The sequence below is a fragment of the Pedobacter sp. P26 genome (assembly GCF_050632135.1).
GTDB lineage: Bacteria > Bacteroidota > Bacteroidia > Sphingobacteriales > Sphingobacteriaceae > Pedobacter.
The window spans coordinates 612527-627533 of sequence record NZ_CP192574.1 but is presented as its reverse complement, the minus strand read 5'-3'; the positions used below and the strand labels follow the sequence as shown (position 1 = coordinate 627533).

Annotated in this window: 14 protein-coding genes and 1 pseudogene; 8 read left to right on the top strand and 7 right to left on the bottom strand. The window is 36.6% G+C overall.

What is annotated here, in order from left to right; translation table 11 throughout:
- Positions 1-253 precede the first annotated feature (253 nt).
- From ACQ86H_RS03040 to ACQ86H_RS03030, 3 genes are all read right to left on the bottom strand, one after another.
- On the bottom strand, positions 254-724 hold the full coding sequence (locus tag ACQ86H_RS03040) for a hypothetical protein (protein WP_431293821.1): 471 nt from the start codon (positions 722-724) through the stop codon (positions 254-256).
- Entirely contained in the window at positions 711-1913 is a 1203-nt protein-coding gene (locus ACQ86H_RS03035; protein WP_431293820.1) for a DUF4221 family protein, read from the bottom strand. The genes ACQ86H_RS03040 and ACQ86H_RS03035 overlap by 14 nt, the downstream gene beginning before the upstream one ends.
- A 384-nt stretch (positions 1914-2297) precedes the next feature.
- Positions 2298-2762 (bottom strand): hypothetical protein, encoded by a 465-nt coding sequence (locus ACQ86H_RS03030; protein ID WP_431293819.1) that lies wholly within the window; start codon positions 2760-2762, stop codon positions 2298-2300.
- A gap of 346 nt (positions 2763-3108) precedes the next feature.
- Here ACQ86H_RS03030 and ACQ86H_RS03025 point away from each other — a divergent pair, with 346 nt between their 5' ends.
- The 7 genes and pseudogenes from ACQ86H_RS03025 (at position 3109) to ACQ86H_RS02995 (ending at position 11355) form a co-directional block, all read left to right on the top strand.
- Positions 3109-5526, top strand: coding sequence for a TonB-dependent siderophore receptor (locus ACQ86H_RS03025; RefSeq protein ID WP_431293818.1), 2418 nt, complete (start codon positions 3109-3111; stop codon positions 5524-5526).
- 129 nt (positions 5527-5655) lie between these two features.
- Positions 5656-6294 (top strand): DUF4198 domain-containing protein, encoded by a 639-nt coding sequence (locus tag ACQ86H_RS03020; protein WP_431293817.1) that lies wholly within the window; start codon positions 5656-5658, stop codon positions 6292-6294.
- Between the two features lie 75 nt (positions 6295-6369).
- Positions 6370-7644, top strand: coding sequence for a PepSY-associated TM helix domain-containing protein (locus ACQ86H_RS03015; RefSeq protein WP_431293816.1), 1275 nt, complete (start codon positions 6370-6372; stop codon positions 7642-7644).
- A pseudogene (locus ACQ86H_RS03010) lies at positions 7595-8532 on the top strand (DUF6607 family protein). Before ACQ86H_RS03015 ends, ACQ86H_RS03010 begins: the two are co-directional and overlap by 50 nt.
- A gap of 222 nt (positions 8533-8754) precedes the next feature.
- The gene (locus tag ACQ86H_RS03005; RefSeq protein WP_121287516.1) at positions 8755-8937 is read left to right on the top strand and encodes a hypothetical protein; all 183 of its coding nucleotides are present in this window, start codon (positions 8755-8757) and stop codon (positions 8935-8937) included.
- Positions 8938-9098: 161 nt separating this feature from the next.
- Positions 9099-10103: a M28 family metallopeptidase gene (locus ACQ86H_RS03000; protein ID WP_431293815.1), complete on the top strand. Its 1005-nt coding sequence runs from the start codon at positions 9099-9101 to the stop codon at positions 10101-10103.
- A gap of 175 nt (positions 10104-10278) precedes the next feature.
- Positions 10279-11355: a DUF5694 domain-containing protein gene (locus ACQ86H_RS02995; RefSeq protein ID WP_431293814.1), complete on the top strand. Its 1077-nt coding sequence runs from the start codon at positions 10279-10281 to the stop codon at positions 11353-11355.
- Positions 11356-11511: 156 nt separating this feature from the next.
- On the opposite strand, the gene ACQ86H_RS02990 is transcribed toward ACQ86H_RS02995, so the two are convergent.
- The 4 genes from ACQ86H_RS02990 to ACQ86H_RS02975 all read right to left on the bottom strand — a co-directional run bounded on the left by ACQ86H_RS02990 (position 11512) and on the right by ACQ86H_RS02975 (position 14045).
- The gene (locus ACQ86H_RS02990; protein ID WP_431293813.1) at positions 11512-11892 is read right to left on the bottom strand and encodes a hypothetical protein; all 381 of its coding nucleotides are present in this window, start codon (positions 11890-11892) and stop codon (positions 11512-11514) included.
- Entirely contained in the window at positions 11838-12197 is a 360-nt protein-coding gene (locus tag ACQ86H_RS02985) for a class I SAM-dependent methyltransferase (RefSeq protein WP_431293812.1), read from the bottom strand. The genes ACQ86H_RS02990 and ACQ86H_RS02985 overlap by 55 nt, the downstream gene beginning before the upstream one ends.
- Positions 12198-12353: 156 nt before the next feature.
- Positions 12354-13754 (bottom strand): MBL fold metallo-hydrolase RNA specificity domain-containing protein, encoded by a 1401-nt coding sequence (locus ACQ86H_RS02980; RefSeq protein WP_431293811.1) that lies wholly within the window; start codon positions 13752-13754, stop codon positions 12354-12356.
- Positions 13755-13817: 63 nt separating this feature from the next.
- The gene (locus tag ACQ86H_RS02975) at positions 13818-14045 is read right to left on the bottom strand and encodes a YtxH domain-containing protein (protein WP_138818773.1); all 228 of its coding nucleotides are present in this window, start codon (positions 14043-14045) and stop codon (positions 13818-13820) included.
- 79 nt (positions 14046-14124) lie between these two features.
- Here ACQ86H_RS02975 and ACQ86H_RS02970 point away from each other — a divergent pair, with 79 nt between their 5' ends.
- Positions 14125-14751 carry an HAD family hydrolase gene (locus ACQ86H_RS02970; RefSeq protein WP_431293810.1) on the top strand — a complete coding sequence of 209 codons (627 nt, stop codon included), beginning with the start codon at positions 14125-14127 and terminating at the stop codon, positions 14749-14751.
- Positions 14752-15007: the final 256 nt, after the last annotated feature.

Below are 15007 nucleotides of genomic sequence, written 5' to 3'. Positions count from 1 at the left end.
TGGGGTGAGTGTCTTAAGAACAGAGTGAACAGTTATAAAGGCTAAAAGAATTATTATACACCTAAATCATTTTATGAGTAGGGCAAAAAGCACTTTTTGACCAATACTAATAAAAACTGGAAATGAATATGAAGTACTCAATTAGTCAGAATTATTGTAGATTATCGCAAATGTAAGAATAACAGAAAGCAACAATATTCTCAATGAAGCATCCCTTAAGTTTAAGGTGCTATTAATACTACATAGAGAGTTATTATTTCAAAACAAAACCATATTTTTTTGATATTGTATCAACATTATCAAGATATAGCCAATCCTTGTAAAAAAGTTCCGACTTCTTAAATTCAAAGAAAGCATTTCTCTGAAAATTAACTCCGTATTTTTCTAACTCAAAACCTTCATCCACAATAAACTGGATATTTGTATTTTTCATTGAATCCAAAACTTCAGCGTTATTCCTGGGAATGATAACTATCTTTTTGTAATCACTAAATTTATTATTGTTTTTGTCGCCTAATTGCTTTAGAAATTTGATGGTTTTTTCAGTACAAGAGCCACAATTGCCTGATATCACAATAATAAAATAATTATCCAATTTTGACAAATCAGTGTGCTGCTTCTCATTGAAATACATGTTGAGGTGCTCTTCATCTTCGGATAATTTATGCTTATTACATGCTATGATAATTAATAAGAGGATAAAAATAACGCTATATTTTTTCATTGGAATTTACTTTGTCAATTTTGATAATGTCGAATCTCAAATGTAGTGGATCTACGAATTTATTTTTTCTGTGGTTAGGAGAAATAAATAAACCCTCTTTAGTAATAAACCACGTATTTGGAGAATATTTATACTTAGGTAGCTCTATTTCGTTTATCACCTCAAATTTTTCATTAAAAATCATTAAAATCAAGGGTTTATCTAAAATAGAATTAAAATATTTACCATCTTTTTGAGTTATATTTCGCAAACTAAATCTATAATAGATATGTCTATACTTATCATACATCACATTAAAGAACTGAGTATTCTCGATATGATGGGTTACCCATTTTTTTGGGTCTTCTCCTTTAGTATAGGAAACAGAATCAGCCAAATTTTTTCCTTTTAAAGGAGTAGCTCCATAACAAGTGATAGTTGCCCGTTTTGGGTCGTATTGATAAATGTTCGATTCGTACAAGTAGCTATAAGTTAAAATCCCCGATTTCTGGTGTTCACTCGTTACAATAGAAGTGAGAAAGCCTGCATTACCTTTAATCTTATAAAGATAATCAGAATACGATATTGGAAGGAATGCAAGTCGTCCGGCATTTATATCAAAAGAAGCAAAAGCCGGCATTTTTCTGTCCCAATTAAAATTGGAATATATTGGATTAAAAATAAGCTTCCCATTAAAAAAGAACATTTTAAATTCGTGGCTATATGACAGTATTTTTCCAAAAAAATTGTTTTTGTTTGATATACTATCCATAGAAATGTCTTTTTTCTTATTCAAGTTTGTATCAATCACAATCAACCGATCATTACTGTAGTTTAATAAAATGGAATCAAAATTTATTATACTAATATCTACAATACTTCTACTTTTGTCTAAATCCTTCTTGTCCAGATTTTTTAAAGACAACTTTTTTCCAACTAAGCTTAATTGCCTATATAATAATCGGTTTGTTAAATCAAAGATATCAATACTCAATGTGTTGGGGTTATACCCTAAAAGATAATCTACATTGTGTTCACTATATTGTGTGTAAGTAAAATATGTATTTGCATATCCTTGCTTTACAGGTATTTTGATAGAGTCTATCTTTATTTCATATTCGGAGGCATCTTTAGCTAATTTTGATTTTATGATGTAGTAATCTTGATTTTTATTTTTACAAGAAATAAAACAAAAGAAGCTCAAATACAAAAAAAGAAAGTGATAAAAAATTTAAACATAAGATTACATTGCCTAGTTGCATTTCAAAATTTATTAATATACCGCTAGATCTTCGACTAATAGAGACCATCTCAAAGATCCAATAATCTCGTTACGTATTGTAAAGCATAGTTTTGTACAAAACATGGCTAAAGCTTGTTCTTGAACCTCAGATATTTAAGAACAAGCTCTACACTTAAGATTATCCTGAGAAAATGTGCACCCTATCTAAGAGAAGCTTAGGATCACCCTTGCAAACAGATATGAAAGTACCGGTAATACCAAAGCAACAGTGTATCCATTTAAAAAAACTTCAAATACAAAGTTAAAGTTACTGCTAACTTAATTTCATTTAGATTAAATAATATCTAGAGGTTAGTTCGGGGGTGTTTGGCAATTAATTAGAGCACCACAACTTGGCCCGCCACCAATCGGCGCTCCAGAAAAACATCCAAAACTGACACTCCCATAGTTACATGGAACAGGATGATTCTCTCCAGGGCATATCTTTACATTTAGACACACAAGTGTAGATTGGATACCAGTCTTACAACCATATTCTTGAGATCCAGGACAGGCATATGGACGATAAACAGGACTTGGATTACAATTACTTTGACCATTACACACCAGACCGGACGTACCACCACAGCCTGAAAAACCATCAGGGCATGTTTTCACATAATTTCCTTTAAAAACAGAAACTAGCTTTGTAGCTGATTCTGAACTCAGAAATAGCGACTCTGCCTTCATAACCTTGTAATTCGCAACATTTTCTTTTTTAAAAGAAAACAATAGAATACCTACTAAGAGGAGCGGGAGAATAGATGCAATTTTCATAATTAATATGTTTATAAGTTAACTTGTTAATATTTTAGGAATTATTACGTGTTAAATCATTATTACTTGAATCAAATTAACATTTATTTTGACATATAATTTACTTTATTCTTAACTAAAACTACTTACATATTAACATCTAAGTAAATCAATTACCTTTTAAATCATACATACGAATATTCGTCTCACCCAAAAGACATTTCATACGCATAAATCACTATTGATTAGCTGATAAATCATGTTTCATGGTACATCTTATAATTTAGAATAATTCAAAATAATTTGGATTATAAGATTTTCTAACGTTATTTTGCGCTGTTTAGAATTAATCCAAATAAATATTGATATGTTTAAAATCAAACTTTCCAGTTTAACGTTTCTATTATCCTTTGCCAGTATAATTTCCTTCGCCCAGCAGTTTTCGACCATTAGCGGTACGATAACCACTTCTAATGGAAAACCAGCACCCTTTATTTCCATTGGATTAAAGGGCAAGGGTCAGGGTACTACATCAGATGCTAATGGTTTATATACCATAAACCGTATTAGAGCCGGTACTTATACGATTAAAGCTTCTGCAGTTGGTATTGAAGCCTCAGAAAAAAACGTCACAATTGCTGCAGGGGAGAATAAAATTATCGATTTCGTGTTGAAAGAAAATGATCAGGCGCTGGAGGAAATTACGATAGCAGGTATTAATCAAAAATACAAAGTAAGCTTACCTTCTGCTACACTTAGGTTAAACGAACCATTACTAGAAGCGCCACAAAACATTCAAATCGTAAGTAACCAAATCCTTAAAGACCAGCAGATCATTAGCATGAGTGATGGGTTGATTAGAAATGTAAGTGGTGCAGTTCGTCTTGAACATTGGGGAGATATGTACACCAATATTTTAATGCGTGGATCGCAAATTCAGGCCATGCGTAATGGTTTTAATGTCGTTTCTTCTTACTGGGGACCATTAACCGAAGACATGAGTTTTGTCGACCATATTGAATTTGTTAAAGGTCCCGCCGGATTTATGCTGGGCAATGGTGATCCAAGCGGAATGTATAATGTGGTAACCAAAAAGCCTACTGGTTTAAACCAGGGAGAGGTTTCGTTTACTGCCGGTAGCTTTGATTTATACCGGACAACAATCGATCTTGACCATAAGCTAACAGCAGATGGTAAATTCTTATTCCGGTTAAATGCTGCGGCACAAAACAAAGCTTCATTCAGACCATACGAAAAAAATGACCGTTACAGTTTTGCACCTGTACTGAGCTATCAGATTACGCCAGGCACTAAGCTGACAGCAGAGTATACTTTGCAAAATGCAAAAATGACCGAAGTGGGTTCTTATTACATTTTTAATACCGCTGGGTATGCCAGCTTACCTAGAGAATTTACCTTAACACAACCTGGGGTACAACCTACGCGAATCAACGATCATAGTTTAACATTGAACCTAACGCAACAATTAGGTCAAAACTGGAAATTAACTGCTCAGGCAGCTTATTACAAATATTTACAAAATGGTTCAAGCTCATGGCCGTCGGCGATATATCCAAATGGCACCATCATTCGAAATGTTGGTATATGGGATGCCGAAAGCAGTATGAAATTAGCTCAGTTATTTGTGAATGGAACGGTTAAAACCGGCGGTATTGTACACCGGATTTTAGCTGGTTTTGATGGGGGTAAGAAAAATTATATAGCCGATTGGGGTCAATCTCACGATTTAGACCTGGCCAGTTCTCCGTTTAATTTATACAACCCTAATTATGGCTTCCCGTCAAACGGTTATCCAAACTTTGACCGTTCTACTCCATTAGAACAAAGGGCTATTGCAGCAGGAGGTTTAATGGATCAAAAATACCTAAGTGGTTATGTGCAGGATGAATTAGGCTTTTTTAACAACATTGTCCGCCTAACCCTTGCTGGCCGTTATACTTATGTTAACCAGTCGGCGTATGGCAGCCCGGCAGACAAAGCAAAACACGTTACCCCCAGGGTTGGTTTAAGTGTATCAGCGGATAAAAACACCTCTGTTTACGCGGTTTACGATGAAGCTTTTACTCCACAAACCGGCTTTTTTCGGGATGGTGGTACCGCAAAACCCATTACCGGTAACAATAAAGAATTTGGCATCAAAAAAGACTGGTTTGATGGCCGCTGGAATACCACCCTATCCCTTTACAGGATTACCAAACAAAACGAGATTACAGGGGATCCTAACAATAAGGCAGGAGAAACTTTTAGCATCGTAATTGGTGAAAAAAGAGCCCAGGGCGTTGAGTTTGATATTCGTGGCGAACTGGCCAAAGGATTAAACTTAATTGCAAACTATGCCTATACCGATGCAAAGGTAACAAAGGTAGCAGATGGCGTTGAAGGCGTTTATGTTGGTCAGGTAGTACCGGGTTTTTCAAAACATACCACTAACGCATGGTTAACCTACTCATTACAAAATGGTCCGTTTAAAGGTGCAGGAATTTCCGGAGGGTTTACCTATTTAGCCGACAGGGCCGTAGGTACCTACAGTGGTGAAAATGCAAACGAGAATCTCCCCGATTATTTCAAACTGGATGGAGGCTTATTCTGGGGAAATAAAAAAATAAAAATCACGGCCAATGTATTTAACATTTTGGACAAGTATTTATACAGCGGAGCGTATTATACCAACTATTGGAATGCCCCAACTTACAACCAACCGGCTTACTCATGGCAAGCCGAAGCACCAAGAAATTACAGAGTAAGTGTAGCCTATAAATTTTAATAACCCCCATCAGGAGCAACTGGATCAGATCAGCTGCTCCTGATTAAAAACCGAAAACATGAAAACTAAAATCTCATTATTAACATTATTCCTTGCCTTTAGCATTTCGAACGTATTTGCACATGCGTTATGGATAGAAACAGCCTCAACAGGCAAAAAAGGACAGCCGCAGGATGTAAAAGTTTTTTTGGAGAATATGAAAGCAACGAGCCTGATACCGCAGCAAAATGGTTCAGCAACCTGAAAGATTTCAAATTGGTTTTAACGGCACCTAATGGTACCACAAAGGTGTTAACAACTTCGCCGGATGTACTTTTTTACAAAGCTAGTTTTATACCAGATCAGGACGGAACTTATAAAGTTTCTGTGATACACGAGGTGGCTACAGTTTACGAGAAAGCAAAAATTGAATATTATGCTTTTGCCGATGTTGCTGTTGGTAACTTAAAAATAAACAAGGCATTTCCTGCCGATGCGGCTTTAACCATCAGACCCGATAAACACACTTTAAAAGTTGGTGAAACGGCAGTTCATGAGGTTATTTATAACAAAATACCTTTCGCAAACCAAAAATTAACCGTTGTTGGTCCTGATAAAAAAGGCCAGACTACCGAAACTGATGCACAGGGTAAATTTACCTTCAAACCAGTTGCAAAAGGGAATTACTTTCTTGAAGCTTTTACCGAAGATAAAACACCGGGCAAACTGAACGGACAGGATTACGAAAAAACCTGGCATTTGGTAACCTACACTACCGAAGTTAAATAACCGGTTAACTCCAAACTTTTCAACCCATTGGCAGACAGAAAACTGTCAATGGGTTCTTTTATTAAATAAAGCTTAATGTCGCCAACAAAACCTGTACAGAAAAAAACGAATAAATCGCAGATAAGAAGAATCAGCGATTGGCTGCACTTGTGGTTGGGTATCGCATCTGGCCTGATCGTATTGATGTTAGGCGTTACCGGATGTATGTATGTTTTTCAAAAGGAAATTACTGAGCTGATCCATCGCAAGGCATATTTTGTTGATGTTCCATCAAATCCTAAAACCTTGCCACTAAGTTTACTGCAAACTAATGCCGAAAAAGCTTTGGGAAATAAAAAGAAAATTGGCTTTATTTCTACTTATAGGATGCCTGAAAGGGCATGGGAATTTAGTACCTATAAAGCAGGTAATCCTAAAGCTTTCTGGTACTTCGATTCAGTTGATTATTATGACCTGGTACTGGTAAACCCATATACCGGAAAAGTAACCCTGGTAGCAGATTATAAATATGAGTTTTTTTCGGTGGTTAAAATGATCCATTGGAGTTTACTGATCAATCATCCCATTGCTCAACAGCTTATTGGTTGGTCTACTTTTATTTTTGTATTCCTGCTCATTTCAGGCATGGTGATGTGGTGGCCGAAAAATCTCAAAAAATCGAACTTCGATAAGAGTTTTAAAGTTAAGTGGAAGGCAAAATTTAAACGCATCAACTATGATATGCACAATGTATTAGGTTTTTATGTGATGATCATTTGCCTGATGCTGGCCCTAACTGGCCTAGTCTGGGCCTTTCAATGGTTCCAGCAAATAGTGTATGTAGTGGCAGCAGGAACCACTGCCCCACCAAAAGTGGTAGAAATAAAATCCGACTCAACAAAAACCATTAAAGCTGTTCCATTCGATATTGCTTTTGATCAGGCTAAAAATATTTTTAAAAACGAAGACCGTATTGGTGTGTCGCCAGCGGGAGGCGGTACAGCAACCATTAATGCCACAGGTTACCGTGGTGAAGAAACTTACTGGGATTATGATATTTTACAGTTCGATCAGTACTCGGGCAAGTTATTACATAGAACAAACCAATCAGAAAAAAACGGAGGTGAAACTTTAATTGGCATGAACTACGATATACACGTAGGCGCTATTTTAGGTCTTCCCGGAAAAATCATGGCATTTTTTGCAAGCCTTATTGCAGCAAGTTTGCCCATCACCGGCTTTATTATCTGGTTGGGAAAAGGAAAAAAGAAAAAAATCCCGCAAAGGCGGAAAAATAAGCACACCCTAATTCATAATAAACATGAAATTTTTAAACCTAATTTTAGTATTAACCGGTTTAATTACCCTTAATACAAGCGCACAAACAAAAGTAGATTCGCCGGAAGAAAAATTGGAAAAAGACAGAAAGGCCATTAAATCTTTAGCCGGTTTTTATGAAGTGAATTTTAACTATGGTGAGGTTACCGCACCAGACCCTAATTACAAATTCAGCAAACCTTACGAAAGCCATGGCAATGAATGGGCCGAAATTATTGTAGATGAGCCTAAAAGAATTGTGATACAACACATGTTGGCCATTAACGATACTACGGTTATTAAACACTGGCGCCAGGACTGGACTTATGAAGATACCGACATTATGCTTTATACCGAAGGTAATGCATGGAAAAAGGTAATTTAACCCCGGCTGATGTAAAAGGTAAATGGACCCAAAAAGTGTATCAGGTTGATGATAGTCCACGTTATCAGGGTTACGGAACCTGGAGCCATGTTGGCGGTCACGATTCATGGCAAAGCGAAACCGATTCTCCACTTCCAAGAAGAGAATCGACCGTTCGTAAAGATTACAATGTATTAAACCGCGGCAGCAGAATAACCATTACCAAAGATGGCTGGATGTTTGAGCAGGACAATAAAAAGATTGTACGCTCTGCCAGTGGCGATAAACTTTTAGCTATTGAGAAAGGTTATGAGGAATTTACCAAAATAGATCCTAAAACTTTTGCCAATGCTCAAAAATGGTGGGCAAGCCAAAAATCTTACTGGGCTGATGTTCGTGGCGTTTGGGCCGATATTATCGGATCGCAAAACACCTTCAAAGTACAAACCATGGCAAATGGCAAATTGCTTTACGAAACACTTTTTAGCTTGGGCGATCAATCTATTAAAGAAAAATGGTCAGCAAGCCAGAACAAAGAAAAAATTAAAACCGCTTTACAGCCTTATCTGGTAAAATAAAAAAGATTAATTTTATAAGTAATGGTTGGTGATTAATGGCAGGAGCTGTTAAACATCGACCATTTTTTTATGCCTAAACATCTCAGGTTTTAAAAAACATGAAAGGTTTGAAAGACTTGAGAGGTTAGTCTAGATTTTGCCAACAGGTTTTACCTATAAAGACTGGAGGCTTGTGAAAATCTCAATTATGCGCTATATTAGCAAATATCTAATGTTAATCTCATGAACTTTTTTAAAAACTATTTTCTGGCCGCTGGCATTGTCTGGACATTATGTGCATTGTCAATTCTATTTTTAAATTTTAACTTTCAGGCAAAGGAAATTACCATAACACTTATTATTCCGCTTTCGTATGCTATTTTCAGGTTATTTGATCAACCAAAACAATTACCCAAAACAGAGTAATACCTCAATACGATTCAATATTTTGATATGAGATTTTTTTCTTAATTGCATTTTTTCTCTTTTCAAAGTACGTTTTTGCACAGGATTCTACCTACACCAGAAATATAATCAACACCCTTACTTCAAAAGAATTTTGGGGCAGGGGTTATACCAGGAACGGGATGAAAAAATCTGCAGATTATCTCGTAGCGGCTTATCAAAAAATTGGGCTGTTACCAATGGGTACAGCATATAAACAGCCTTTTAATTTTCCTGTAAATACATTCCCGGGAAAAATGATGGTGGCCATCAACGGACAGAAACTTATTCCTGGCAAAGATTTCATTGTAAACAATGAGAGTCCGGGCATTAAACAAAAAGCCAATTTAACACAAATTGATAGCCTTAACTATAAAGCTACACCTTCATTAATTATTTCACTAAAAGATAAACTTACCTGGTCCGTAGCTACAGAAGTTGGAGAAGTAACTACCATTCAGCTCAATAAAAACAACTTTACTACAATACCAAAAGAAATCAATGTTGACATTGAAAACAAATTCATTCCAAAATTTGAGGCCGCTAACGTTTGCGGTTTAGTTAAGGGCACTAAGTATCCAGACTCACTTTTAATCATTACCGCACATTACGATCATTTGGGTGGTATGGGGGCTGATACCTTTTTCCCTGGAGCAAATGATAACGCGGCTGGTGTGGCTACCCTATTAAGTTTAGCCAAATATTATGCCGCCAATCCCCAACCCTTTTCCATTGGTTTTATCTGTTTTGCCGGCGAAGAAGCTGGATTGTTGGGGTCAGGATATTTTGTAGAAAATCCTTTGGTTCCCTTAAGTAATATAAAATTCCTCCTCAACCTCGATCTGGTTGGAACAGGTGAAGTCGGAATGACCGTGGTTAATGCATCTGTCTACCCCAAAGCATTTGCTATGCTCAACGCCATTAACAATAAAAATCAATATATCTCTAAAATAAACTCAAGAGGTAAAGCAGCCAATAGCGATCATTATTTCTTTACCGAAAAGGGTGTACCTGCATTTTTTATCTACACCCAGGGTGGCCCATCAGCCTATCATGACATATTCGACAAACCCGAAACCTTGCCCCTTACGGAGTACAAAGATCTATTTAAATTGATCGTTGGCTTTAATCAAAAACTGATGGAATAGCTTCTTTTTTAGGACGAAAGCTGTAAATCTCTATTCAAACACTTAATTCTGAATGCTCAATACTCAAATTCCCTTTTTCTGCAATTGGGATAATATTATAAACCCTTGGGATAATTAAATTTAGCAGTAATGCTTGTATACTCATCTTTGAATCAACAAAAACGAAACAAAAATTATGAGAACTATACAAAAACTTAGTCTTGCATTATTACTGCTAATGGCATTTACAATTAAATTGAATGCTCAAAATCAAATCGAAATTGTTATAGTTGGCTCTGCCCATGACAATTCAAAATCGACAATAAATTTTCAGGCAATAATTGATAAACTTAAAAACTTTAAGCCCGATATGGTTTTTGGTGAGTACCTGCCCCAAGGTGATTATGCCAAACTGGAAGAAAGTAACTGGGCAAAAGAATTGTTTAAAAAAGAATATGATTATCTGGAAAAATTAAACCCGGAATCTCCGAAAAATATTGAAGTACAAATTAAAAAAGACCAAAAAGCACTCGCCAAATTCGCCTACTACCATAAAACAAGAATGAATTTAGCCGTTAATTATGCTAAAAACTGGGACCGGGGCAATACCGATTATCAAATTTTTGTACTCGAAAATTACATGAAACAAAGCTTCGGCAAAGAAGAACAATTAACCTACACAAAGATGTTTGGTGGTATAGATTCGTTAAAAAAGATAGGTTTATACAGACCAGGAAGCGAATACAGCAAAATCTATTTCCCCCTCATTTATCAATTAAAACAAGATCGGATTTACAATATGGATTGCCAAACCTATGATAAACCATGGAGTGAAGCCTGGGGCAAAACGGATTCTTTATATAAAATTTTAACAAGCAAAGCGAAAGCCGATAACACTTCACAGGAAGCCGCTACCATTAAAGCCATAGAAAAATATTGGTCTTACAATGAAGATGAAGCGAAAATTTTCAACGCTGATCCGTATGCCGGTATGAACACCGCAAAATATGGTGTTTTAGATGAAGCCTGGAATTTTTATGGTGGCCGTCATTTTTATGGCTATGCTGGTTTTCCTACTGAAACAGTAAAAGAAATGATCGCACAATGGACTTTAAGAAATGAAGGCATGTGTAAAAACATCGTCGAACAGGCAAAGGCGAAAAAAGCAAATAGGGTTGTAGTAGGTGTTGGTGCTTCGCACCGGAAATGGATGGAAGAAATTTTAGCCAAAAATCCATCTGTTAAAATAGTCAGCTATAACGATCTTCATTAATACATTACGTGCTCTAAATTAAGCCTCATTGCATTGCAGTGGGGCTTATTAAGCTAACTCACCTAGTCTCATTTTGCATTGCTCATATTTGTATCTAACGAACTTATGGGCCTGCTCATTTAAAACACGAGTTCGAAAAGCTTTACGACTTTTAAATTATTGCGCTAAAGTCAATTTGACCAAATACTGATCTTCTCCATCATCAAAAATTAGTTCAGCATCCCATCCTGTTTCCTTTGCAGTATGTTTGATAGTTTCTTCATCTATATAAATCCAGTTGAACCAGTTGCCTTTTTCACCTTTATATTCATACTGGTAAGATACCTCGCCATAATATTGGTTTTGCGGTTTCGGCATATCTTCATATAAATAAGTGATATCCGACGAATCGAAAATTACCTGTCCCTTTGGATTGATGAGGTCCTTTAATTTGATCAGGAAATTTTTAAACCCAGCTAAAGTTCCGGTAAGGCCGATACCGTTCATGAGCATGATGATGGTATCGAATTTCTCCTGATAGGTAAAAATATCCTGCACAAATGCTTTTTTACACCGCGATCTTTCATAATATTTACCGCTGCTTCAGAAATATCAATCGCGGTAACATCCATATTAAATGCCTGTAGAAGTAAAGCATGACTGCCTACACCGGCACCAATATCTAACACCTTACCACTACATAAATGCAAAGCTTGAAGTTCCAAAACAGGCATTTCTTCATCATCTCGAAAGAAGAATTCTAAAGGCATTTCTTCTGGCTCACCATACGAATTGTGTAGCCAAAGCGTATCAGCTTCGCCTGTTCTGTAAATATCTGTTAACGCTTTACCAAAAACATCCATGAGGCAAAGATAGGGAAAATGGAAAGATGTATGAGGGAAGATGGGAAATGGAATGATATGATAATCATCCTGAGGCAAAAATTAAGTTGTCATGCTGAGGTACGAAGCATCTGCAACCGATGAAACAGATGCTTCGTACTTCTGCATGAGAAATGATTACTCCAACTCAAACACCTGATGGTATTCTGGTATGGCTACATGTTTAAAACCGTTATCTTTTAATCTAGTGGCAAAATGCTGTTGTACCTCGTACTCTCCATGAACCAGAAACAATTGTTTTACTTTCGCCGGATCCTGGCAAGATAAAAAGTGCAGTAAATCTTCATAATCGCCATGTGCACTCATCGATTTAATCGATTGTACTTCGGCTTTCACTTCATATTCATCACGAAAAATTTCAACTACTTTTTGTCCGGCAATTAACCTGCCACCAAGTGAATTTGGCTCACAATACCCCACCATTAAAATGGTATTTTTCTGGTTACTGATATTATTACGGATATGGTGTTTTACGCGACCAGCCTCAGCCATACCGGATGCCGAAATAATCACACACGGCCTTGGATCTTCATTTAAGGCTTTCGATTCTTCTACACTCTCAATAAAACGCAGGCCCTTAAATCCAAACACATCATGATCAATCTTTAAGGTTTCTTTAACTCCATTATTATAAACTTCAGGGTGGCTTTTAAGGATTTCTGTTGCTTTTGATGATAACGGACTATCCACATAGTAAGGAACATCAGGTAATTTGCCTTTTAACTCCAATCCGTTTAAAGCATAAAGCAGTTCCTGTGTACGGCCTACGGCAAATGCTGGAATAATTACTTTACCTTTTTTTACTTTGCAGGTATTGTTAATGATCTCCAATAGCATGTTTTCGATCGGATCAAGGTCTTTATGCAGTGAATCGCCATAAGTAGATTCCATTAGAATATAATCGGCCTGATCAAACTGCTGGGGATTTTTTAAAAGCAGATCACCATAGCGGCCAACATCGCCAGAAAAGGTAATCCGTGTTGGTTTTCCATCTTCCGTAATCGTAAGGTGGGTGGCAGCACTGCCCAAAATATGACCGGCATCGGTAAATTTCAAGCGTATTCCCGGTTCAATTTCAAAATCTTCTTCATACTCCACGATCTTCATCAGACTAAGTGTTTTGATAACATCTTCTTCTGTATAAAGCGCTTCTTCCATTTCTTCGCCGTGACTAATGTGCCGGTTTGCATATTCAGCGTCCTGCATCTGGATTTTGGCAGAATCCATCATCAGTATGCGGGCAAGGTCCATAGTGGCCGAGGTACAGAAAATTTTGCCTTCAAAACCTTCTGCAACCAGTTTGGGCAATAAACCGCAATGATCAATATGGGCGTGTGATAGAACGAGGTAGGAAACTTTTTTAGCGTCGAAACCAAAGTAATCGTTTAATTTATCAGTAACATGTCCCATTCCCTGGAATAAGCCACAATCTAATAATATCTGGGTACCGTTTTTTAATGTAATAAGGTGCTTACTCCCCGTAACCGTACGGGCAGCACCATGAAAAGCAATATTCATCAAGATGTTGGTTAGAAAATATATAGAATAAAAATGCCGGATTTATCCGGCACTTCCAATTCTTTAAGCATTTATTTCTGCTACTTTATCTTTAACCTTGTCTGCAACACTTGTGGCTTTATCTGCCAGGTTTGCTAATTTATCTTTCGAAGCATCTAAAAGATCAGCAAAGAAATCTGATACTTTATTTTTCAGATCGCTGGTAGAATCTGATGATAATGCCAATGCGATGGTTGCACCAAGTGCTGCTCCGGCTAATACGCCTACTATAATTTTTGTCTCTTTTTTCATGATCTTAGTGATTTACTTATTAAACATATTTAACCCACAGGTGTTTTTATTTTTTTCATCTTGCAAAAACCAATCCACAATGAAGCGCATATTTTTTATAGACCTGGACAATACCATTTATTTTACCAAACCGAACGAGGAACAGTTGATGGGCGAATTATACCGTTTTTTAGAAAGCATGGATTTAGGGATCAGCAAAGAAAATTTTCAACTTGCCAAGCAGGAAATGTTAAAAACGCCTTTTATAAAAGTGGCTAAAAAATATGGTTTTAAGGAAGAAGTAATGCCCGAAGTGATTTCATATCTCCACAACAGGGAAGTAACCAGGCCTTTAAAACCAAGTGATGATTATCACTATATCAAAAGCCTGACCGGCCGGAAATTTATTGTAACTGCAGGTTTTCCAAAACAACAGCAATCAAAAGTAAAAATGTTGGGCATTGCCGACGATTTTGAAGAAGTACATGTCGTGGATGTTTCAGTTAACAACAAGAAGGACGTTTTTGAACAGCTGATCAATCAGCATGATTTAAACAGGGATGATATTTTAATTATAGGCGATGATGCCGAATCGGAAATTAAATTCGGATTGGAACTGGGGATCAGCACTTTTTTACTTGATCCTGAAAACCTGCATCCAAATGCCGAAAGCACTTTTAGAGGGAATAATTTGAGTAATTTGCATGCAGCAGCGGGACAAGCTTAGTTACGTCATTTCGTGCGAAGTGCAGCGTAGCCCCGAGAAATCTAAATATCGAAACTAACTTACATAGATCTCTCTATTCCGCCGTACTCTAAGGATGACGATCACACTTTAAACTTAAATGTTATAAGGTGATTGAGGTGGTCAACATAAATGAGATGGTTAAAAACCAGATGTTACTAAAAACAGTTTCTAATTGTCATACCACCTAAGTCACCTAAGCTCACCTTAGAAAAGCTCATCAGTAAAAAAGTCCCGA

Bases quoted from the DNA above. Each gene is read 5' to 3' on its own strand.
- ACQ86H_RS03030 (WP_431293819.1), bottom strand. From the start codon at position 2,762: ATGAAAATTGCATCTATTCTCCCGCTCCTCTTAGTAGGTATTCTATTG.
- ACQ86H_RS02980 (WP_431293811.1), bottom strand. From the start codon at position 13,754: ATGAATATTGCTTTTCATGGTGCTGCCCGTACGGTTACGGGGAGTAAG.
- ACQ86H_RS03040 (WP_431293821.1), bottom strand. From the start codon at position 724: ATGAAAAAATATAGCGTTATTTTTATCCTCTTATTAATTATCATAGCA.
- ACQ86H_RS02985 (WP_431293812.1), bottom strand. From the start codon at position 12,197: ATGGATGTTTTTGGTAAAGCGTTAACAGATATTTACAGAACAGGCGAA.
- ACQ86H_RS02970 (WP_431293810.1), top strand. From the start codon at position 14,125: ATGAAGCGCATATTTTTTATAGACCTGGACAATACCATTTATTTTACC.
- ACQ86H_RS03025 (WP_431293818.1), top strand. From the start codon at position 3,109: ATGTTTAAAATCAAACTTTCCAGTTTAACGTTTCTATTATCCTTTGCC.
- ACQ86H_RS03020 (WP_431293817.1), top strand. From the start codon at position 5,656: ATGGATAGAAACAGCCTCAACAGGCAAAAAAGGACAGCCGCAGGATGT.
- ACQ86H_RS02975 (WP_138818773.1), bottom strand. From the start codon at position 14,045: ATGAAAAAAGAGACAAAAATTATAGTAGGCGTATTAGCCGGAGCAGCA.
- ACQ86H_RS02995 (WP_431293814.1), top strand. From the start codon at position 10,279: ATGAGAACTATACAAAAACTTAGTCTTGCATTATTACTGCTAATGGCA.
- ACQ86H_RS03000 (WP_431293815.1), top strand. From the start codon at position 9,099: ATGAAAAAATCTGCAGATTATCTCGTAGCGGCTTATCAAAAAATTGGG.
- ACQ86H_RS03005 (WP_121287516.1), top strand. From the start codon at position 8,755: ATGAACTTTTTTAAAAACTATTTTCTGGCCGCTGGCATTGTCTGGACA.
- ACQ86H_RS03015 (WP_431293816.1), top strand. From the start codon at position 6,370: ATGTCGCCAACAAAACCTGTACAGAAAAAAACGAATAAATCGCAGATA.